Source organism: Horticoccus luteus (genome assembly GCF_019464535.1).
Lineage (GTDB): Bacteria > Verrucomicrobiota > Verrucomicrobiia > Opitutales > Opitutaceae > Horticoccus > Horticoccus luteus.
In genome coordinates this window covers 2,649,757-2,670,962 of record NZ_CP080507.1, presented here as the reverse complement: position 1 = coordinate 2,670,962, position 21,206 = coordinate 2,649,757, and the positions used below count along the sequence as shown (strand labels likewise).

Below are 21,206 nucleotides of genomic sequence, written 5' to 3'. Positions count from 1 at the left end.
CGGCGGCGCGGCGGCGGGGTGACGTTAACGTGAACGTTTGGCGCGGAACGACGCTCTGAGCGGGCGAAGCGACGGCCGGCCGGCGGCGGGCGACAGGCGAGAATACGGTCAGGAGGCGCTCGGCGGGGCGGGCGGGGACGGCGGAGTTTTCAGTTCCTCGTGCCAGCTCAGCATGCGGGCCTGGGCGCCGTAGCGTTCGGCGGTGGGTTTGTCGCCGCGCTCCATCCAGATGCGCGAGAGGGTAGTATTGATAAATAGATCGTTGGGCCGCAACGCATGGCCGCGCTCGGCGGCGGCGAGGGCGGCGTCGAGCTGGCGCTGGCTGAAATGGATCTCGGCGAGTGCATGCCAGGCCTCGAAGGAATCGGGAGCGCCCGCGGTGGCGCGGGTGAGCTTGTCGATGGCGGTGGCGGTCTCGCCCATCGAGTAGTCGAACGCGGCATCGTCGATCAGCGTCTGCAATTCATCGGCGGTCATGCGGCCACTGTGGGCGAACGAAACGAAAAAGGAAGGATGGTTGCAGGTTTCGGGCTCGGGCGTGCTTCGCGGCAGCGGGAATTAGAGGATCAGCATGGCATCGCCATAACTGAAGAAACGATATTCGCGTGCGATGGCTTCGGCGTAGATCTCGCGCAGCCAGCCAATGCCATCCGTGGAATCGGGCGCGAGAAAAGCGGCGACGAGACACAGCAGGGTGGAGCGGGGTTGGTGGAAGTTGGTGATGAGGGCATCCACTCCCCGGAAGGGCCGGGGCGGATAAATGAAGAGACTGGCCTCGCCGAAAAAGTCGGTGGTCAACGCAGCGTCGTGGGTCGCGAGGAAGTCTTCAATCGTGCGAACGGATGTCGTGCCGACAGCGATGCGGCGGCCCGGCGCGGAGGCCTCTTGGTGCGCGCCGAAGAGGATGCGTTGGGTGGCTGCGGGCAGTTCGTAGATTTCGCGGTGAATTTCGTGCGCTTCGACGGTGGGCGTGGTGATCGGTTTGAAGGTGCCGAGGCCGACGTGAAGGGTGACATCGGCGGTGCCGACGCCAGCGGCGGCGAGGCGCGCGAAAAGTTCCGGCGTGAAATGCAAGCCAGCGGTGGGCGCGGCGGCGGCGACGGAGCGGGCGGGATCGGCGTAGACGGTTTGGTAACGGACGAGATCGTCGGCGCGTTCGGCGGCGGTGCCGGCGCGGTGGATATAAGGCGGCAGCGGCACGTCGCCGAGGCGCCGGGCGACGGTGGTGAGCGGTTCGCCGGTGCGGGTGGTGAAGCGGACAAGCGCGGAACCGTCGGGGGATTTTTCGATCACCTCGCCGGTAAATTCGGCGTCGGGAGAAGCGAAGACCGTGCCGGGCGGAAGCTTTTTCCCGGGGCGGAGCAGGCAGCGCCAGACGGATTCGCCGTCATGGGGTCGAAGGAGAAGACATTCGACCTGGCCGCCGGTGCGGCGAACGGCGTGCAGCCGCGCGGGCAGGACAGCGGCGTTGTTGCGAATCAGAGTGTCGCCCGGCCGCAAGAAGTCGGGGAGATCGGCGAAGGTATGATGGCTGAGACGGTGCGCGGCGCGATCGACGACGAGCAGCCGCGAGGCATCGCGCCGGGCGGCGGGCGTTTGCGCGACGAGGTGTTCAGGCAGCGCGTAATCGAAGAAGTCGGTAGAGAGCGACGGCACGGTGGAAATGAAGGTGCGGCGCGGAGGTTGGGCGAGCCTGTTTCAAAATTCGCGCGATCGTGCGCAGGGCAAACGCCGCGGAACGCGCGGGCGCGGATGAGCTTCGGTGCGGAGATAATCTTCACGCAAGCCGACGCGTTAAGGCGCTTGCGCGGGTCGCCGGCGCGCGGGAAAAATGAAGGCTTGCGCTGCGAGGCGCACGGAGTTTCTTCGGCAGTTCGCTTCGCGCCAACATAGCTCAGTTGGTAGAGCAACGCTTTCGTAAAGCGTGGGTCGTCGGTTCAAATCCGACTGTTGGCTCCAGCGCGAAGATCGGTGAAACACGGCGCGCTTTCGTGGCGCGGAGAGCGCGAGCGCGAGGCATGCCGAGGGCGAAAAGCCGGAAATTTTGACCTAGTTGGCCGCGATGTCGTCGTCGCCGAGCGGGCCTTGTAGAAGGCGTTGCAAACGAAGCTGCTCGAAATCGCGGCGGAGGCGGCGATGGAAGAGGTCGAAGCGGGCGCCGACATCGAGCGTTTCCAAAAGCTGCTGCTTCAGGGCGGCGTTTTCGCAGAGAGTGGCGGCGGCGAGATCCACAAACGTGTCGGGGTCGTGCACGTTGCGCAGGAAATCGATCATTTCCTCGGGAATGCCGCCGAGCTTTTGCTTGCGTGCGATCAAGTCGAGAAGGGCATCGCGCCGACGGACGTTGGCGATTTCGTCTTCGGCGACTGTGCTGGGCAGAGGGCGCACGTGGATGCGGCGATAGGGTGCTTCTTCGATGATGCCGCGAACTTCGACGCGGCATAGGCCCTGAAGCAAAAGGTTGGACGTGCCATCGGCATTTTCCTGGCAGGCGCGCACGATTCCGACGCTGGCGACGCGATGCGGAGGCTCAAAGGCGTCGTCCAACGCCGGCCGATCATCACGTTGCGCGACGGCAAACAAGCGGTCAGCGCCCAAAACGTCTTTGAGCATCTGGCGATAGCGCGGCTCAAAGATGTGCAATGGAAGCAGGGCTTGCGGGAAAAACACGACCTGCGGCAGGGTCATGACCGGGACTTCGTCGGGCACCGTGATCTCCATTTCCATGAAGCGACGCTAGGCTGGAAGGTGGAGAAATCAAACGGCGCTAAGTGCGACAGTTGCGCAACCGCCGCTCGTCCCAAAGTGAGACAAGGTGAGACAACGCGACGCATCTTTTCGGATCTCGGAAGGCAGTCGGAGGTGACAGCGCAATTTCAAGACGTTTATTGAAAGCGAGATGAAGGATTATGGCGCGGGAAGGCATGCACGTTGCTAAACAAGCGGCATGAGCCGAATTTTAGGTATCGATCTAGGCACCACGAACTCCTGCATGGCGGTGATGGAAGGCGGCGAGCCCGTGGTGATCCCGAATGCGGAGGGAGCCCGCACAACCCCGTCCGTCGTGGCTTTCGCCAAGAACGGCGAACGCCTCGTTGGTCAGGCGGCGAAGCGCCAAGCGGTCACAAATCCGCGCAACACCATTTTCTCCGCGAAGCGCCTCATCGGGCGGAAATTCACGGAAATTCGCGAAGAGGCGAAGAGCATGCCCTTCAAGACGGTGGAAGGTAAAAACGGCGACGCTTACATTGAAGTGCAAGTGGGCGACAAGACCGAGCAGTTCGCGCCCCAGCAGATCGCCTCTTTTGTCCTCGCGAAGCTGAAAGCGGACGCCGAGGCGTATCTCGGCGAGAAGATCAACCAAGCGGTGATCACCGTGCCCGCTTACTTTAACGACGCGCAGCGGCAGGCGACCAAGGATGCCGGCAAGATCGCGGGTCTGGAAGTGTTGCGCATCATCAACGAACCGACGGCGGCATCGCTCGCTTACGGTCTCGACAAGAAGAAGGACGAGAAGATCGCCGTGTTCGACTTGGGCGGCGGCACGTTCGACGTGTCGGTGTTGGAAATTGGCGACGGCGTCTTCGAAGTGAAGGCGACGAACGGCGATACCCACCTGGGCGGCGACAACTGGGATGACGCGCTCATCACCTGGCTCGTGGAGAATTTCAAAAAGGAAAACGGCATCGACCTGCGCAAGGATCCGATGGCGTTGCAACGGTTGAAGGAAGAGGCCGAGAAGGCGAAGATCACGCTCTCGGCGGCGCAGACCGTGGACCTGAATCTGCCGTTCATCACGGCGGACGCGTCGGGCCCGAAGCACCTCAACGTGCAGCTCACGCGGGCGAAGATGGAGCAGATTTGCGAACCGTTGTTCGAACGGTGCATCCCGCCCTTCAAAAACTGTCTCAAGGACGCGGGGCTGAATTCGTCGCAGATCGACGAACTCGTGCTCGTGGGCGGCATGACGCGCATGCCGAAAGTGGTGGAACTCGCGAAGGACCTCGGGGGCAAGCCGCCGCATCAAGGTGTGAATCCCGATGAAGTCGTCGCTGTCGGCGCCGCGATCCAAGGCGGTGTCCTGAAGGGCGACGTGCGCGATGTGCTGCTCCTCGATGTGACCCCGCTCACGCTGGGCATCATGACGGCGGGCGATGTGTCGACGCCGATGATTCCGCGCAACACCACGATTCCGTCGAAGAAGACGCAGACGTTTTCGACCTACAGCGATAGCCAACCCTCGGTGGAAATCGTCGTGCTCCAAGGCGAACGCCCGATGGCGCGCGATAACAAGACGCTCGGCACGTTTCGACTCGACGGCATCCCGCCGGCGCCGCGCGGCACGCCGCAGATCGAGGTGACGTTTGACATCGATGCCAACGGCATCCTGCACGTCTCCGCGAAGGATCTTGGCACCGGCAAGGATCAGAAAATCACCATCCAAGGATCGTCCGGCCTCTCGAAAGACGAGGTTGAGAAGATGACGAAGGAGGCGGAATTGCACGCCGAGGAGGACAAGAAGCGGCGCGAGGCGGTCGAATCGAAGAACCAACTCGACAGCACGATTTATCAACTGGAGAAGACTTTGAAGGACGCGGGCGACAAGCTCCCGGCCGAGAAGAAATCGAAGGTTGAAGGCGAAATCGCGACGGCGAAGAAAGACCTCGAGTCGAACGACGGCGAGCGCATGAAGGCGGCTTTGGAGCGCTTGCAGAAGGTCGGCGCCGAGTTCTATGCCGAGGCCCAAGCGGCTCAACAGGCGGCGGGCGCGGAAGCGGGCCCGGCGGCAGGCACTCCTGAGGCGGGCGAGCAAGCTCAGCCGAAGAAGACCGAAAAGAAAGCCGACGTCGTCGACGCAGACTTCGAAGTCGTTGATGACGACAAGAACGAGAAAAAATAAACGCTAACCTTTTGCGCGCCAGCCGTGGTTCGACCGCGGCCGGCGCGCTTGATTGAACAACCCACAGTAAAGTCCAACTTCCAACCCAACCACATCTATATGGCTAACGTCAAAATCAAGCCCATCGGTGATCGTGTTCTCGTCGAACACATCGAAGAAAAAGAGCAAGTCCGCGGAGGAATCATCATTCCGGACAGCGCCAAAGAAAAACCGCAGGAGGCCAAAGTCATCGCGCTCGGCACCGGCAAAAAAGGCGAAGACGGCAAAGTGACGCCGTTTGAAGTCAAAGTCGGCGATCGCGTGCTGATCAGCAAATACGGCGGCACCGAGGTGAAGCTCGAAGACAAGAAGTATACGCTCGTCCGCGAGGACGACATCCTGGGCGTCATCGCCTAAGACTTCATTTTCCAACTCTAAATTTTAACCAACAGTAATTCACATGGCTGCTAAACAACTCCTGTTCGACGAGGCCGCTCGTCAGAAAATTCTCCGGGGCGTCGAAGTGCTTTCGCGCGCGGTGAAAGTCACCCTCGGGCCCAAGGGCCGCAACGTCGTCATCGACAAGAAATTCGGCTCTCCCACCGTCACGAAGGACGGCGTCACCGTGGCGAAGGAAGTCGAACTTCCGGATCCCTACGAAAACATGGGCGCGCAGATGGTGAAGGAAGTCGCTTCGAAGACCTCCGACGCGGCGGGCGACGGCACCACGACCGCGACGGTCCTCGCCGAGGGCATTTACCGCGAAGGTCTCAAGAACGTCACCGCCGGCTCGAATCCGGTTTATCTCAAACGCGGTATCGACAAGGCCGTCGCGGCCGCCGTCGCCGAGCTCGCGCGTGTTTCCAAGAAGGTCAATGACCGCGAGGAAATCCGCCAGGTGGCGACCGTCTCCGCCAACTGGGATGACACCATCGGCAACATCATTGCCGAGGCGATGGACAAGGTCGGCAAGGATGGCACGATCACCGTCGAAGAGGCGAAGTCCATCGAGACCTCCCTCGACGTCGTCGAAGGCATGCAGTTCGACAAGGGTTATCTCTCGCCCTACTTCACGACCAACGCGGAAGCGCAGGAAGCCGTGCTCGAGGATGCCTACGTGCTGATCCACGAGAAGAAGATCTCGAACCTGCAGGAATTCCTGCCGTTGCTCCAGACTGTCGCCAAGAGCGGCAAGCCGCTCCTCGTCATCGCTGAAGAAGTCGAAGGCGAAGCGCTGGCGGCCCTCGTGGTGAACAAGATTCGCGGCACGCTCAACGTGTGCGCGGTGAAGGCTCCGGGCTTTGGCGATCGCCGCAAAGCGATGTTGGAAGACATCGCGGTCCTCACGGGCGGCAAGTGCATCACGGAAGATCTCGGCCTCAAGCTCGAGAATCTCACCATCTCCGACCTCGGCCGCGCCAAGCGGATCGTGGTCGACAAGGAGAACACCACGATCGTCGAAGGTTCGGGCAAGTCGTCCGACATCCAAGGCCGCGTGAAGCAAATCCGTCGCCAGATCGACGAGACCACCTCCGACTACGATCGCGAGAAGCTGCAAGAGCGCCTCGCGAAGCTGGCGGGCGGCGTCGCCGTCATCAACGTCGGTGCGACCACCGAGGTTGAAATGAAGGAGAAGAAGGCCCGCGTGGAAGATGCGTTGCACGCCACGCGTGCGGCCGTCGAGGAAGGCATCGTCGCCGGCGGCGGCGTCGCGCTCCTCCGCACCGCGAAGGCCATCGATGCTCTCCAACTCGAGGGCGACGAGAAGATCGGTTCGCAGATCGTGCGTCGCGCGATCGAGCACCCGATTCGCATGCTCTGTCAGAACGCGGGCATTGAAGGCGCGGTTGTCGTCGGCGAGGTTCTCGCGGGCAAGGGCAACTTCGGTTACAACGTCGCGACCGACAAGTATGAGGATCTCGTGAAAGCCGGCGTGGTTGATCCGACGAAGGTCACCCGCACCGCGCTGCAGAATTCGGCGTCGATCGCCGGCCTGTTGCTCACCACCGAGTGCATGATCACGGAGCTTCCTGAGAAGGAAAAGGCTCCGGCGATGCCCCCGGGCGGCGGCGGCATGGGCGGAATGGACTACTAAGGTTCTTCGCTCCGCGAGGAGCGAAGGAAGAAGCGTTCGTCCCGAACCAAGGTTACATTTCAAGGCGCGCTCTCCGGAGCGCGCCTTTTTTGCGTGCCGACTCAGGAGGGAAATGGTGCCGCGGCGGCCGCGCGGCGCGGTGCGCCGAAATGCAGTGCGGCGACGAAGACCGTGAAAGGTGCTCGCGCCGGAGCGCGAGTAGCTGCACGTTGGTGCATGGAAAAACGCCCGTTTGCCGAGCTCGGCCTTTCGCCCGAAATTCTCAAAGCCGTCGACAAGCTCGGATTTGAAGAGGCGTCGCCGATTCAGACGGCGGTGATCCCGACCATTTTGGAAGGCCGCGACGTGGTGGGCCAGTCGTCGACCGGCTCGGGCAAGACGGCCGCGTTTGCGATTCCTGCGATTGAGAAAGTCGATCCGCAGCTGCGCAAAGTGCAGGTGTTGATTCTCTGTCCCACGCGCGAGCTGGCCGTGCAAGTCGCTGAGGAGGCGGGGAAGTTGTCGCTGTTCAAACGCGGGGTGAACGCGGTGCCGATTTATGGCGGTCAGAGCTACGAGCGGCAGTTTCGTGCGCTGGCGGCCGGGGTGCAGGTGGTGATCGGCACGCCGGGGCGGGTGATGGATCACATGCAGCGCGGCACGCTGAAGCTGGACGCGTTGAAACTCGTGGTGCTCGACGAAGCCGACCGGATGCTCGACATGGGCTTTCGCGAGGACATCGAGACGATCCTCTCGGCCGTGCCGGAGCAGCGGCAGTTGCTGTTTTTTTCCGCCACGATGCCGCGCGCGATCCAGGACTTGATCAAGCGCTACAGTCGCGATCCGGCTTGGATCAAGATCGAGGCGCTGGCGCAAAATGCTCCGCAGGTGGAGCAGGTCTATTTCGAGGTCGACCGGCGGTCGAAAATCGAGGCGCTCACCCGGCTGATCGATGTGAACGATTTCCGTTTCGGCATTATTTTTTGCAGCACGAAGATCATGGTCGATGAACTCGACGAGCACCTGCATGCGCGCGGTTACGCGGTGGATCGGCTGCACGGCGACATCTCACAGGCACAACGCGACCGGGTGATGGAAAAATTCCGCCGCAAGGGATTCGAGTTTCTCGTGGCCACGGATGTGGCGGCGCGCGGGCTCGACGTCGACGACCTCGAGGTCGTGTTTAATTACGACTTACCCAACGACGCGGAGGATTACACGCACCGCATCGGTCGGACCGGCCGGGCGGGCAAATCCGGCCGGGCGTTCACGTTCGTCTCGGGGCGCGAGATCTACAAATTGCAGGCGATGGTGCGCTTCGCGAAGCTGAAGATTCGCCGGGAAAACGTGCCTTCGATGGACCAGGTGGAGGAGGCACGCACGAATGTGTTTTTCGAGAAATTGCGCGCGACGCTCGAAGCGAAGGAATTCGCACCGCAGGACCGACTCGTCGACCGGCTTCTGGAACAGGGCTACGCGAGCACGGAGATTTGCGCGGCGTTGATCCACTTGCTGCAGGGTGGCGCGGGTAATTCCGCGTCCGGGAGCGGGCCGGAGAAGGCGCCGTTGCCGGAGCCGAAGCGCAGCGCGGCGTCGTCAGCTCCCGCGTGGGCGAAAAAAGTCGTCGAGCGCAGCGCGCCAACGCCAGCCTCTTCGCCCCACGTTCAGCCCGCCCCGGGCGGCGACGCGGCGGAAGAGGAGGCGGAAGCAAGGAAGCGCAAGTATGACCGGCCCTCCCGCACCGGTCAGGCGGGTTATGCGACCGTATTTCTCAACATCGGACGAAAGGATCTGGTGACGCCGGCGGATATCGTGGGGAAAATCGCCGGGGTGACGCGGCTGCCGGCCGCCATCGTCGGGGCGATCGACATTCACCAGCGGCACACGCTCGCCGACGTGACGGCGGAGCATGCGAGCATCGTGGTGGAGAAACTCGAAGGCGTGCGGCTCAAGGGCGCGACGCTTGCGCCGGCGCTCGCGGGCGCGCACGCGCGTTAGGCGAAGGAGCGAGCGGAGCGGCGTGCGGCCGCTTACGGCAGACGCTGGGCGAGCTCGCGCTCGAGCGCGGGGCCGCGAAGGTCCTTCGCGATGATCTTGCCGTCGCCGTCGAGGAGGTAGGTCGCGGGGATGGAGTTCACCCCGTATGCTTTGGCGAGTTTGTTTTTCCAGCCCGCGCCGTCGAAATATTGCGGCCACGTGACATGGCGCTCCTGCATGAAGGCGACGAGCTTGGCGCGATCGTGATCGAGGCTGATCCCGACAATTTCAAAGCCCTTCGCGTGATATTTTTCGTAGGCGGCGACGACGTTTGGCAGCTCTTGCACGCACGGGCCGCACCAAGTGGCCCAGAAATCGACGAGCACAATTTTGCCCTTCAAAGCGGCCAGCGTGAGCGGATGACCATCGAGATCGGTTTCGGAAAACGCCGGGAAGGGTGTGCCGACTTTCAGGGCCGCGCTGACTTTGCTGGAGGCGAGGATCGGCCCGAGTTCCGCGAGGACGGCCGTGGCGCGCTGCGCGAATCCGGTGTTGGGAAAATCTTTTTGCAACTGCTGGAGCAATTCGGCGCCGCGGGGGTAATCTTGGAAGACCTGCAGGTAGAGCATCGCTTTGGAGGCGAGAATGCCGGCGGTGTCTTCGGTTTTTTGGGCCGCGTATTTTTCCAGCAGCGCGTCGAAGCGTTGGAGTTCCGGCGCGAGTGCCTCCGGGGTGTTCTGGGCGGCGCGGAGTTTCGTGGAGATGTCGCCCACCAGTTGTTTCAAATCCGTTTCCGCGGGGCTTTCCGCCGGGGCTACGATTGGTGGGACGGCGGGCGCCGGAGCGCTCGGGGGCGGCGTGACGGGTTTGGGCACGACGACGGCCGGGGGCGTTTGCGCGCGGAGACCGAGCGACAAAAGGAGGGTGGCGGCGAGCAAGGGCAGGCGAAGGGCGCGGGATTTCATGGGAATGGCTTTCTCGCAACGGAGCACGGTCCGGCCGGGTTGCAAGCCAAAGGCCGGGCCGCCGGCGGCCACCCTTGACAGTGGAATGCACCGGTCGTTATTGGCATGCCTCCGTATGGAGGCCGTGCTTGATCAACCTGTGCTGGTGCTGAACCGGCTGTGGCAGGCGGTGAATGTCATCGGCGCCCGACGCGCATTCGCGTTGCTGGCGCGCGGTCATGCGCACGTCGTCCATCATCAGGAGGACGACTTCAAAACGTTCTCGATGCTCGACTGGATTGATTTTTCGACGAGCAATCCGCCGCTTGCGGCACTTGATACGGTGCATACGCCGACGCGCGCGATCCGGTTGCCGCGGGTGATTTTGCTCACGTATTTCGATAAGTTGCCGTGCAAAGAGCTCAAGCTGACGCGCAACAACGTGTTCGAGCGCGATAAGAACCAGTGCCAATATTGCGGCCGCGTGTTCGTGCGGGAGGAGTTGAACCTGGATCACGTGATCCCGCGCGATCACGGCGGGAAAACGACGTGGGAGAACATTGTGTGCTCGTGCATCAAGTGTAACACGAGAAAGTCGAACCGCCTGCCGCACGAGGCCCACATGCGGCTTATCCGCAAGCCGTCGCGGCCCAAGTGGCGGCCGATCATTTCCCTGGTGCTCGGGACGCAGCATCACGAGATGTGGAAGGACTTTCTCGACCTGGCGTATTGGAACGTCGAACTCGACGAATGAGGTGACGGGCGCGGTGTGCGCGCGCCGGGAACGTGGCGGATTGTCGTGTTGCGATGACCGCGGCGACGACCATGGTCACGGGCATGCTCGCGAATTTGGTGATGACAGTGATCGGCAACGACCGGCCCGGGCTGGTGCGGACTGTGGCGGCGTGCGTGGCCGACCACGGCGGCAATTGGTTGGAGAGCCGCATGTGCCGGCTCGGCGGCCAGTTTGCCGGACTGTTGCGCGTCGAAGTGGCCGCCGAGCGGCGGGACGAGCTGTTGCAAGCGCTGCGAGGGCTCGATCACGGGGGATTGCAGGTGACGGTGCACAGCGAAACGGGCGACGAGATTTCACCGGCGAAAAGCGGCGCCGTGGCGTTGCTGGAATTGGTGGGCAACGATCGGCCGGGAATTTTGCGCAGCGTTTCCAGCGTGCTGGCGGCTCACGGCGTGAACGTCGAGGAACTCGCTTCGGAACGCATGCCGGCACCGCACGGTGGCGGCACCTTGTTTCAGGCGCGCGCGACGGTTTTCGTGCCGGCGGAGGTGCACTTTGCTGACGTGCGCGCGGACTTGGAGAAAATCGCCGCGGATCTGATGGTCGATCTAAAGTGGGAGTCGGCCAAATAGCGGTCGCGGGGGCCGGGACTCGCGCCGCGCCGCGCCGCGCGAGCGGCGAGCAGCCCAGTCACAAGTCGCGCCGCGCCTGCTGACGGGCGAAAATCAAGAGAGTGGCGCCCGCGATCACGTCGATGAAACCCATCGCAAGGCGCATCGGCAAAATGACGCGATGGAGGAAGAGTGCCACAACCAGGCCGGCGACGATGAGCGCGATGCCCAGCACGTTGACGAGGCGGAGCTGGCGCTGGCGAGATTTGCGATCGGTAGGCGGAGCCATGAGCGGAAAACAAACTGATGACGCGGGGTGGAGGCGGGAACGAAAAAAGCGCGTCGCGAATAAAAGAAGGGTTGGCGAAGTAAGCGAGCGGCTCAGTCGCCCGCGGGTTTGGCGAGCGGCAGCGTCAGGCGCAGGGTGGTGCCGGCAGGGCCGGTTTCAAGGAGGGTGACGTCGCCATGGTGATCGAGCATGATGCGGCGCGCGATCGCGAGCCCGAGGCCGGTGCCGCCGGAGCGACCGGAGAGAAACGAATCGAAAATCCGGTCGCGAATCTCCGCCGGGATGCCCGAACCGGTGTCGCGCAGGTCGAGCGTGGCGAGCGGCGGTTGCGCGGCGGGATCGCCGGTGAGGCGAAGTGCGATTTCGCCGCCAGCGGGCATCGCGTGCGTGGCGTTGAGGATGAGGTTAAGCAGCACTTGCTGCAACTGGCCCTTGTGCGCGTCGACGAGCAGCGGGCCCGGCGGTGCCTCGAAGCGAATTTGGATCTTCGCCTGGGCGAGCTTGAGACGGACGAGCACGAGCGTGTCGGTGACGATGTCGGCGAGCGGCCAGAGCGAATGGAGGCGGGCAGGCGCCTTGGCAAAGTTGAGGACGCGCGAGACGATGGCTTCGAGTTGATCGAGTTTTTCGCCGATGACGCGCAGGTCGGTGTGGCGCGGATCGTCCGAGGGAAATTCGATGCCGAGCTGCCCGTAGAGGAGTTTCAACACCGTGAGCGGGTTGCGGATCTCGTGGGCGATCTCGGCGGCGAGAAGACCGAGCGTCGTGAGCTGTTCGTTTTTTCGGAGGGTGGCTTCGCTTTGAAAAACGCGGGCGTAGAGGCGGGTGTTTTGCAGGGCGACGGCGGCGAGCGACGCGAGGGCGGCGGCGAGGCGTTTTTCGTCGTTGGTGAAGCGGTGCACGCGATCGGTGAAGATCGAGAGGACGCCAAAAATTTCCCCTTCGTAGGCGACGGGAGTGAGGAGCACCGAGCGCACGAGGGGCGTGGTCGGCAGATCGGCGAGCGTGTCGAAGCCGGGCGTCTGCACATCGAGATGCTCGATTTGTTTTTGCGTGCGGAGCGCAGCGGCGGCGAGGCAGGCGGACGCGTCGGCCTCGGTTTGCGAAGGGGCGGCGCCGGGATCACCCGCGAAGGCGGTGAGGCGGAGGCGATCGGTCGCGGCGTCGTGCCGTTGAAACATGCAGGCGCGGGCTTGCAGGATTTGGCGCGCATCGCCGACGACGGTGTCAAACAGTTCCTGTGGTTCGAGCTTGGTGACGAGGGAGCGGCCGATGGTGATGAGGGACTCGAGTTGCCGCGCTTTTTGCTCGAACGCGTGCTGCCGCCAGAGGTGCCGGATGACGCGCGTGAGTTCCGCCGCGGCGAGCGTGAGCAAGGCGAGATCGTCGGCATTGAACGCGCGGGGGCGGTCGCTTTCGAGGTCGATGGCGCCGATGACTTCATCGCCCTCGCCGAGGGGAGCCGCCATTTCGCACTGCGTGGCGGGGCGGGCGGAAATGTAGCGGGGTTCGGAGGCGACTTCAGGGACGAGGAGCGGCTTGGCGTTGGCCACACACCAACCAGTGACGCCGTGGCCGGATTTCAGTTCAAAAGGGGCAGAGTGCGCGGGCTGGCCGATTTGCACATCCGTGCGCAGGACGCTGCCGTTGGCATCGAGGAGCGCGATGGACCCGGCGTCGGCGCCAAACGTGGCGACCAGTTCGCGCAGCGCCACCGACAGAGCAGCCGTAGCGCCGTCGGCACTCGTGGCGAGGCGCGCGAGCCGATAAAGTGTCGTGGCGGTGCGAACGTGAGGCGCGTGGTCGGAAGGAAGATCGGCGGAGGCGCTCACGCGGGACGTGATGAAGGAAGGGAGCGCAGGCGTAAAGGGCAGGGCGAGGCGCGAGACGCGCGCGGCGGTTTGCGCGGCGGCAGAGGTCAACCGGTGCAGGCGCGGCGCACGAGGGCGAGGCGCGTCAGGATGCTGTCGGCTGCGGGGCGGGCGTGATGACGCCGACGAGTGTTTCGCGGAGTTGATCGAGCCGGGTCTCGTCGGTGGTTTGCGCGGTTTCGGAGCCTTCGATGTAGAACGTGTCGATGGCGACGCCGCGTTCGGTGCCGACGCGGGCAAAGGTGATGTCGAATCCCTGATCGGAGATGGTTTTCGCCAAGCGGTAGAGGAGGCCGATCTGGTCGCGCGCCTGCACTTCGACGATGGTGCGCTGCATGGCGAGTTCGTGGTAAACCTCGACAGAGGGAGGAAACGACAGTTGCGGGCCGGCGACCGGACGCGGGGTGTAGATCTTTTTCGCTTGGGCGAGGATCTCGGGATAGAGATCTTTGTTTTGCATGAGCGCGGCTTCGATCGTGCGGGCGAACGTTTCCTGGGCGGCGGTATCCTGCACCACGCCGCGGCCGGGTTCGACGACGTAGAACGTGTCGATCGCGATGTGATCGCTGCGGGAAATAACCTTCGCGCCGAGGATGGACAGGCCGGCCACGCTGAGAGCACCGGCGAGTTTATAGAAGAGGCCGGCACGATCCCAGGTGACGATGTTGACGACGGTGTGGGAGCGGTTGAGGTCGTTCTTCCACTCGATGATGGGGCGCAGCGCGCCGAGCGAATCGGCGGCCGAGATGGATTGCAGGAGCCGGTTGACCATCTTGATGTGCAACGCGATCTCGTCGGCGTCGGTCTGGATGAAGTAGCGTTCGGGCAGGAGCCCGAAGTGGGCGGTGATTTCCTCGGCATTGATGCCGGGCACCTTCTTGAGGATGAGCTCTTGCTGAATCATGGCGATTTTTTCCTGGCGGTTGGCCTGCAGGTCGGGGCCGAGTTTCAAGTGTTCCAAGGTGCCGAGATAGAGGCCGGTGTGGAGGGTGTCTTTGTAGCCGTTCCAGAGGCTGGCGGCGGTGCCGCGGGCGTCGCAAAAGGTGTGGACGTAGAGATGGCGAAGCCGTTCGGCATCACCGACAATTTCGGCAAAAGCGGCGGCAGTTTGCGGATCATCAACATCACGCTTCTGCCAAAAGCGTGCCATAACGAGATGATTTTTGATGGTGAATTCCACCAGCGCGCGGCCTTCCGGCGAGACGCCCATCCGATCCAGCAGCGGGCCGGCGATGATCACGCCGCTTTCGGCATGGCCGCTGATGCCGCGGGCCTTGCCGATATCGTGCAGCAGGAGCGTGATGTAGAGGAGGGTGGGTTCGGCGGTTTCGCGAAGCGCGGTCCGGTATTTGAGCGTGATGGGCTCGGCCTCCGAGAAGACCAAGTCGAGTTGGCGGATCGTTTCCAACGTGTGCACATCCGCGGTGTAGCGGTGGTAATACTCGTGCTGAACGAGGCAGGTAAGGCCATCGAACTCCGGGATAAACCGGCCGAGCACGCCGACCTCGTGCATGAGCTGCAGCACGGGGAAAACGCCGCCGGCTTCCGAAAGGATCGAGCGAAAGGTGATGTTGGCGTCAGCCGATTCGACCACGTCGCGCGTGATGAGGTTGAGCGAAGCGCGAATCTGCGCCGCGAGGTGGAAGTCGGGTTTGCAGTCGAGTTGCTGGCAGTGCCGGAACACGCGCAGCAGGCGGACGGGGTCTTCCGTGAAGACGTCGGGGCGTTCGGCGACGAGCAAACGGCCGCGGACGACAAAGCCATCGATGTGTTTGGCCCGTTGGAGCTTCGCGGCGAGGAGGACCTCCTTGAACGAAAGTTTCGCGGATTCGCCGCGGCCGATGCTGAGCGCGAGCCGGTCCTCGACGAGTTTCGACAGGCGGAAAATCGTCTGCGCGGCCGTGTAGTAGTCGTGCATGAACTGCTCGACGCGTTGCAGTTCGTTTTTTTCGGTGTAGCCCAGTTGCAGGGCCAGTCGCGCCTGGACGTCGAGACTGAGGACATCGGTCACGTGCCGGCTCATGAAGTGCAGCTCGTTGCGCACGCGAAGCAGGTAGTCGTAGGCGCGGCGAAATTCGAGGAGCTCGGCGGTGGCGAGATAGCGTTGGGTGACGAGCTCGTCGAGGCTGGTGATGCCGAGCTTCACGCGCGCCATCCACAGGGTGTTTTGGTAGTCGCGGAGACCGCCGACGCCGTTCTTGACGTCGGGCTCCTGGAGAAAGGGCGTGTCGCCGTATTTCTGGCGACGCACGCGTTGATCATCGAGGCGGGCGGAGATGTAGCCTTTGGGGTCCTCGGTCGTGTAGAAGCTGCGATAGGCTTGCGCGAAGGCTTCGTAGAGGGTCGCGGAGCCGGCGATGAAGCGCGCTTCGAGGAGCGAGGTGAGCGTCTGGATGTCGTTGCGCGCCTCGGTGAAGACCTCGTCGACGGTGCGGGTGGAATGGCCGACCTTGAGATCGCAGTCCCAGAGCACGTAAAGAATCTCGCGCGTAAAGTGTTCCAGCATCGGCTTGGCGACGGCGGCACGCGTCTTTGACGGGAGCAAAAACATCACGTCGACATCGCTCAGCGGGGAAAGCTCGCCGCGGCCGTAGCCGCCGAGGGCGACGAGCGCGATGGGCGCGGAGGAGTTGCCCGGAATGGCCGACCAGCTCGCCAGGGCGGCTTCGGTGAGGGCGATCAGCAAGCCGTCGACGAGCGCGGCGAGTCCGCGGACGACGGCCAGGCCGCTGGCGCTGGATTTGTGCTGGAGACGCAGACGCTCGCGACCGGCGTGCAGGTATTCCTTGCTCGCGGCGAGGCGCGCTTCCACTGGCGCGTCGGAAGGAAACGCCGGCAGGCAGATGGGTTTGGCGGAGAAGGAGGCCGACATGCGAAGGATGGGCAACGTGGAGCCAAACGCGCGGGCGAGCGAGGGGAAAGGGGACAGCGGCGCGCAGGGCGCTCGCAAACGTTGATGCTCCGCCGCTACGAACGGTTGGGTGCAGGCGCAACGCCCGGTGGCACGCGGGTTTTCCCCGCTTGCCTCACGGGGGCGCGGGACGTTTCCTCGGCGATTCTATTTTTAAGGACGACCATGGCTGAGATCACCAAGAGTTACGAAGCACGCGACGTTGAGCAGAGATGGTATGCCGCCTGGCAGGAGGCCAAGTGCTTCGCCGGGAAGGCTGCTCCCGGCCAGGAGACTTACACCATCGTCATACCTCCGCCCAACGTGACGGGGATTCTGCACATGGGCCACGTGCTCAACAACACGTTGCAGGACGCCCTCATCCGGCGCGCCCGGCTCGACGGCAAGGCCGCGTGCTGGATCCCGGGCACAGATCACGCCGGCATCGCCACGCAGACGATGGTCGAGAAGCATCTCAAGAAGACGGAAGGCAAGGGGCGGCGGGATTTGGGACGCGAGGCGTTTCTCGATCGCGTGTGGGCCTGGCGGGGTGAAAAGGGCGATCACATTCTCAAGCAATTGCGCGAGCTCGGATGCTCCTGCGATTGGGATCGCACGCATTTCACGATGGATCCCGGTTACTCGCGCGCCGTGCTCACGGCGTTCGTGAAACTTTTCGACCAAGGGCACATTTACCGTGGCAAGCGCATGGTGAACTGGTGCCCGGTTTCGTTGACGGCGTTGTCGGACGAGGAAGTCGAGATGCGTCCAACGAAGGGTTTTATTTATCGTCTGCGTTACGAGCTCGTTGAACCGACGACGACGAAAGACGCCGATGGGAACACGATCCCGCTCACGCATCTGATTCTCGAGACGACGCGGCCCGAGACAATCGCCGCCGACGTTGCCGTGGCCGTGCATCCCGACGATCCGCGTTATACGCATCTCGTCGGCCGGAAACTCTGGCGGCCGCTGGGCGAACGCGTGCAAATACCGATCATCGCGGACAAGGCCGTCGATCCGGCCTTCGCCGCCGGCGCGCTGAAAGTCACGCCCGCGCACGACAAGGTGGATTTCGAGATTGGCCAGCGCCATGGCTTGCCGGTCATCGATTCCATCAACGCCGACGGCACGATGAACGCCGACGCCGGCCCCGAGCTCGCCGGACTGGACCGCTTTGCCGCGCGCAAGCAGGCCGCGGAGATTCTCGAGCAGCGGGGCAATTTGATCGAAGCGAAACCCTACGAGAACAATGTCGGCTATTCGCAGCGCGCCGGCGTGCCGATCGAGCCGCGTTTGATGCAGCAATGGTGGCTGCGTTACCCGCGCGTGGAGGAGGCCAAGGCAGTCGTGCGCGACGGTCTGATCCAGATGCATCCCGAGCGGTGGTCGAAGGTGTATCTCAACTGGCTCGAAAACATTCAGGATTGGTGCATCAGCCGCCAACTCTGGTGGGGGCATCGCATTCCCGTGTGGTATGCGAAGGGCATCGATCGCGAGACGCTCACCGAAGCCGATCTGCGCGATCCGCAGAAAATCCACGTTTCCCTCGACGGCCCGGCCGATCCGGAAAACTGGACGCAGGAAGACGACGTCCTCGACACGTGGGCGTCGTCCTGGCTCTGGCCGTTTGCGACGCTCGGCTGGCCCGATGCGGAGGCGCAGGCGAAGGCGGATTTCGATGCGTTTTACCCGACCACGACGCTCGCGACGGGCGCCGACATCATCTTCTTCTGGGTCGCGCGCATGATCATGGCCGGCCTCGAATTCGCACGGCCCGGCGCGCCGGTCGAGAAGCGGATTCCGTTCAAGCACGTTTATTTCAACGGCATCGTGCGCGACAAGCAGGGGCGCAAGATGTCGAAGACGCTCGGCAACTCGCCGGACCCGCTCGACCTCATCACGAAATACGGCGCCGATGGTCTGCGGTTCGGACTGCTGCAGATCGCGCCGCTCGGCCAGGACGTGAAGTTCGACGAAGACCGCATCGAAGGCGGCAAGAACTTTTGCAACAAGCTGTGGAACGCGTGTCGCTTCCGCCAAATGAGTGGCGCGATGGCGGACAACTCCACGCTCGACGCCATTCTCGCGCGGATCGACGCCACCACGCTCGACGACGACGATCATGCGATTCTCGCGGCACTCGTTGATACACTCGGGACGGTCGAGCGCGGTTTCGCCGGGTTCGAGTTCGCCGGTGCGACGCAGCGGCTGTATTCGTTTTTCTGGAATGATTTTTGCGACTGGTATGTCGAAGTCGCCAAGTCGCGCGTGCAGGACCCGGCGGCGAAAGATCACGCGCTCGCGGTGCAGGATCTCGTGCTGCGCGAGTTTCTGCTGATGTTCGAGCCGTTCGCGCCGTTCATCACGGAAGAGTTGTGGGCGCTGCTCGGCTACGCGGCGCCCGGCACCCGATTCGTGCAGGAGACGCGGATCGAAACGGCGGGCGGTCTCGTCGCTGCGCTCGCGCGCCGCGGTGTCCGGATCGACAGCGAGGCGTCGGGCCGCGTCGATACGCTGAAACGTTTCGCCACGCTCGCGCGTCAGCTCAAGGCCGACCAGAACGCGGCGCAGAAGCGCGACGTGACGTTTTTCGCGCTCGCGGCCGATTCGGTTTGGACGGTGCTCGCCGGAGGGTCCGCCAAGCTCGTCCGCCTTGTCGGTGCGACCGCGATCGAGCGCACCTCGGCCGAGGTGGCGTTGCCGGCGGTCGTGACTCCGCTCGGCACGCTCTATCTCGACACGGGCGTGAAGGTCGATCCGGCGGCAGAACGCACTCGCCTCATGAAAGAACTCGAGGCCGTCAGCAAACACATCGCCGGCACGGAAGCGCGGCTCGCGAATCAGGCGTTCGTGAGCAAAGCGCCGCCGGCGGTGCTGGAAGGAGCGCGCAAGCAACTGGCCGATCAGCAGGCGAAGCGCGCGGAGCTGGAGCGTTTGCTGGGGGCTCTGGGTTGAGCGGGCGGATTCGCGGGCGCAGCGGCCGTTTCCTGCTCGGGAGCCAGCGGTCCACGCCGAGCTTGCGAATCCGGCGGCGAGCCGCTTCGTAACGGCATGCCCAACCCGCCTAAGATCCTGGCTTTTGCCGGGAGCGCGCGACGTGACTCGCTGAATAAAAAATTGCTGCACGTCGTGGTCGAAGCGACGCGCGCCGCGGGAGGCGAGGTGACGGTGATCGATCTCAACGACCTGCCGATGCCGCTTTATCATGGCGATCTCGAGGACCGCGAAGGACTGCCCGCAAACGCGCAGAAAATGGTCGAGCTGGTGCTCGCGCACGACGCGCTGCTGATCGCGTCGCCGGAATACAATTCGATGATCACGCCGTTGTTTAAAAACACCATCGATTGGTGCACCCGCGCGGACGACAATCCGCTGATTGGGAAAGTGGCGGCGGTGGTATCGGCGTCGCCGGGACAGTTTGGCGGCGTGCGGTCGATGCAACTGGCTCGCGCGTTGCTGACGCATCTCGGCTGCTTGGTGATTCCCGCCGCCTGCACGGTGGCGAAAGCGGATGCGGCCTTTGACGAGCAGGGGAAACTACGCGATCCGCGCACGCAACAGGCGGCGGAAAAGGTCGCGCGGCAGCTCGTGGCCACGACGACTAAATTGCGCGATTGAGCGGCTACGCTTGGGCGGAGCGGCGGTTGAGAAAGCGCCGGAGCGCCAACGCGAAGCCGGTGTAAACGAGCACGAGTCCGCCGAGACTGGCGAGTCCTGCGACAAGTTGTCCGGGCCAGCCCAGGGCCTCGCCGGTGTGGAGAAAGCGCGACCACGTGCGGAAGCGCCGGCCGAGAGAAAGTTCGGCGAAGGTCTCGCGTTTCAGCACGTGGCCCGTGAACGGATCAACCGTGAGCGTGGCCGTGGCGGTGCGCGGCCAGGCGGAGGATTCTTTGACGATGAGCGTGAGGGGCCGGACACCCGCCGGGGCGTCTGCGCGACGCTGCTGGCTGGACTCGGCGGCAGAGGCGGATGATGGCGGCGTGGAGTTGGTATTCGAGTTGGGGCGACGGCGTTCACTGTCACCGAGCACGAGGGAAATTTGCGTCCACGAAGGAAATTCCTTCTGCGCCACGGCAACGGCTTGGTCGGGCGAGAGGCGACGCGCGGCGGCCGAGGGAGGAGCGATCGGGGCGATGGACGTGGAGGCACGGGCGGGGCCGGTGGTCGTGGGAGCGGATTCGCCGGCGAGACCGTAGAGAAGGGTGTTGCCCCAGCGATACGACATCGGCACGGCGGTCAGCGTGAGCACGATGAGGACGGGCGCGCACCACAGCCCGGTGGCGTTGTGCCAGTTGAAATCGCGTGCTTTGCCGGCGAGGCGGACGTTGAGGAGGGCGACGGATTTGAATCCGCGCCACGAGAGCGTGCGCGGCCACCAGAGGTAGAGTCCGCTCAGGGCGAGAAAGCCGAAGGCGAGGGTGCAGGCGCCAGTGACGGCGCGCGCGGCGGCGCGATGGTCGCCGCCCACTCCGAGCCAGCGATGCCAGTTTTCAGTCGCGCGCAGAATGGTCCGAAGCCGCGCCGAGGTGGGAGCGCGAACTTCGCCGGTGTAGGGGTTGACGTAAAAGGTCGACGCGCGGCCGACGCTGAAGGCGACTGCAGTGTTTGGGGCGGCGAAGACGGTGAGGCTGGTGGAGCGAGACTCAGGCTGAGCGGCGCGGAAGTCGCGCTGGAGTTGCGTGAGCGGCAAAGGAGCGGACGCGTCGGCCGGCGGAGTCACGAGGCGGACGTCGCGTTCGGCCCACGCGGTGATTTGTTTCTCAAATGCGAGCACGGCGCCCGTAAAGCACATGATGGCAATGACGAGTCCGGCGAAGACGCCGGCGAAGAGATGCAGCCAGAAGAGGATTTTGCGAAGACGCATGGAGAGAAATTCGTGAGGAGCGGCGGGAAACTGCCGCGCGAAAGCCGCTTACGCGCGACCACGCAGCG

16 protein-coding genes and 1 tRNA gene are annotated in these 21,206 nt (G+C 63.7%); 9 read left to right on the top strand and 8 right to left on the bottom strand.

Annotated elements, in window-relative coordinates:
* Nucleotides 1-108: 108 nt before the first annotated feature.
* Nucleotides 109-477, bottom strand: a complete 369-nt coding sequence (locus K0B96_RS10950; RefSeq protein ID WP_220160940.1) for a tetratricopeptide repeat protein — start codon at nt 475-477, stop codon at nt 109-111.
* 81 nt (nt 478-558) lie between these two features.
* Nucleotides 559-1,656 (bottom strand): tRNA preQ1(34) S-adenosylmethionine ribosyltransferase-isomerase QueA, encoded by a 1,098-nt coding sequence (gene queA / locus K0B96_RS10945; protein ID WP_220160939.1) that lies wholly within the window; start codon nt 1,654-1,656, stop codon nt 559-561.
* A 227-nt stretch (nt 1,657-1,883) separates the two neighbouring features.
* Here queA and K0B96_RS10940 point away from each other — a divergent pair.
* Nucleotides 1,884-1,959, top strand: a tRNA-Thr gene (locus K0B96_RS10940).
* A 90-nt stretch (nt 1,960-2,049) separates the two neighbouring features.
* On the opposite strand, the gene K0B96_RS10935 is transcribed toward K0B96_RS10940, so the two are convergent.
* The gene (locus K0B96_RS10935; RefSeq protein WP_220160938.1) at nt 2,050-2,727 is read right to left on the bottom strand and encodes an LON peptidase substrate-binding domain-containing protein; all 678 of its coding nucleotides are present in this window, start codon (nt 2,725-2,727) and stop codon (nt 2,050-2,052) included.
* 220 nt (nt 2,728-2,947) lie between these two features.
* Here K0B96_RS10935 and dnaK point away from each other — a divergent pair, with 220 nt between their 5' ends.
* The 4 genes from dnaK to K0B96_RS10915 all read left to right on the top strand — a co-directional run bounded on the left by dnaK (nt 2,948) and on the right by K0B96_RS10915 (nt 8,951).
* A complete protein-coding gene (gene dnaK / locus K0B96_RS10930) occupies nt 2,948-4,900 on the top strand; it encodes a molecular chaperone DnaK (protein ID WP_220160937.1) in 1,953 nt (650 codons plus the stop codon).
* Between the two features lie 99 nt (nt 4,901-4,999).
* Nucleotides 5,000-5,296 carry a co-chaperone GroES gene (locus tag K0B96_RS10925; RefSeq protein ID WP_220160936.1) on the top strand — a complete coding sequence of 99 codons (297 nt, stop codon included), beginning with the start codon at nt 5,000-5,002 and terminating at the stop codon, nt 5,294-5,296.
* A gap of 43 nt (nt 5,297-5,339) precedes the next feature.
* The gene (groL, locus tag K0B96_RS10920; RefSeq protein WP_220160935.1) at nt 5,340-6,974 is read left to right on the top strand and encodes a chaperonin GroEL; all 1,635 of its coding nucleotides are present in this window, start codon (nt 5,340-5,342) and stop codon (nt 6,972-6,974) included.
* A gap of 216 nt (nt 6,975-7,190) precedes the next feature.
* On the top strand, nt 7,191-8,951 hold the full coding sequence (locus K0B96_RS10915) for a DEAD/DEAH box helicase (RefSeq protein ID WP_220160934.1): 1,761 nt from the start codon (nt 7,191-7,193) through the stop codon (nt 8,949-8,951).
* A 32-nt stretch (nt 8,952-8,983) separates the two neighbouring features.
* Here K0B96_RS10915 and K0B96_RS10910 read toward each other — a convergent pair whose 3' ends face one another.
* Nucleotides 8,984-9,895 carry a TlpA family protein disulfide reductase gene (locus K0B96_RS10910; protein ID WP_220160933.1) on the bottom strand — a complete coding sequence of 304 codons (912 nt, stop codon included), beginning with the start codon at nt 9,893-9,895 and terminating at the stop codon, nt 8,984-8,986.
* A 115-nt stretch (nt 9,896-10,010) separates the two neighbouring features.
* On the opposite strand from K0B96_RS10910, the gene K0B96_RS10905 reads away from it, so the two are divergent.
* Nucleotides 10,011-10,628: an HNH endonuclease gene (locus K0B96_RS10905; RefSeq protein ID WP_220160932.1), complete on the top strand. Its 618-nt coding sequence runs from the start codon at nt 10,011-10,013 to the stop codon at nt 10,626-10,628.
* Between the two features lie 53 nt (nt 10,629-10,681).
* Entirely contained in the window at nt 10,682-11,242 is a 561-nt protein-coding gene (locus K0B96_RS10900) for a glycine cleavage system transcriptional repressor (protein ID WP_255558623.1), read from the top strand.
* A gap of 58 nt (nt 11,243-11,300) precedes the next feature.
* On the opposite strand, the gene K0B96_RS10895 is transcribed toward K0B96_RS10900, so the two are convergent.
* The 3 genes from K0B96_RS10895 to glnD form a co-directional block, all read right to left on the bottom strand.
* On the bottom strand, nt 11,301-11,510 hold the full coding sequence (locus K0B96_RS10895) for a hypothetical protein (protein ID WP_220160931.1): 210 nt from the start codon (nt 11,508-11,510) through the stop codon (nt 11,301-11,303).
* 92 nt (nt 11,511-11,602) lie between these two features.
* The gene (locus tag K0B96_RS10890) at nt 11,603-13,432 is read right to left on the bottom strand and encodes a GAF domain-containing protein (RefSeq protein ID WP_220160930.1); all 1,830 of its coding nucleotides are present in this window, start codon (nt 13,430-13,432) and stop codon (nt 11,603-11,605) included.
* A 34-nt stretch (nt 13,433-13,466) separates the two neighbouring features.
* Complete coding sequence (gene glnD, locus K0B96_RS10885) at nt 13,467-16,253, bottom strand: [protein-PII] uridylyltransferase (protein ID WP_220160929.1); 2,787 nt, start codon at nt 16,251-16,253, stop codon at nt 13,467-13,469.
* A gap of 204 nt (nt 16,254-16,457) precedes the next feature.
* Between glnD and K0B96_RS10880 the strand changes: the two genes are divergently transcribed.
* Together K0B96_RS10880 and K0B96_RS10875 are read left to right on the top strand one after the other, a co-directional pair.
* On the top strand, nt 16,458-19,229 hold the full coding sequence (locus K0B96_RS10880) for a valine--tRNA ligase (RefSeq protein ID WP_220160928.1): 2,772 nt from the start codon (nt 16,458-16,460) through the stop codon (nt 19,227-19,229).
* A 96-nt stretch (nt 19,230-19,325) separates the two neighbouring features.
* Nucleotides 19,326-19,892: an NADPH-dependent FMN reductase gene (locus K0B96_RS10875; protein ID WP_220160927.1), complete on the top strand. Its 567-nt coding sequence runs from the start codon at nt 19,326-19,328 to the stop codon at nt 19,890-19,892.
* A gap of 4 nt (nt 19,893-19,896) precedes the next feature.
* On the opposite strand, the gene K0B96_RS10870 is transcribed toward K0B96_RS10875, so the two are convergent.
* Nucleotides 19,897-21,138 (bottom strand): PepSY-associated TM helix domain-containing protein, encoded by a 1,242-nt coding sequence (locus tag K0B96_RS10870; RefSeq protein ID WP_220160926.1) that lies wholly within the window; start codon nt 21,136-21,138, stop codon nt 19,897-19,899.
* Nucleotides 21,139-21,206: the final 68 nt, after the last annotated feature.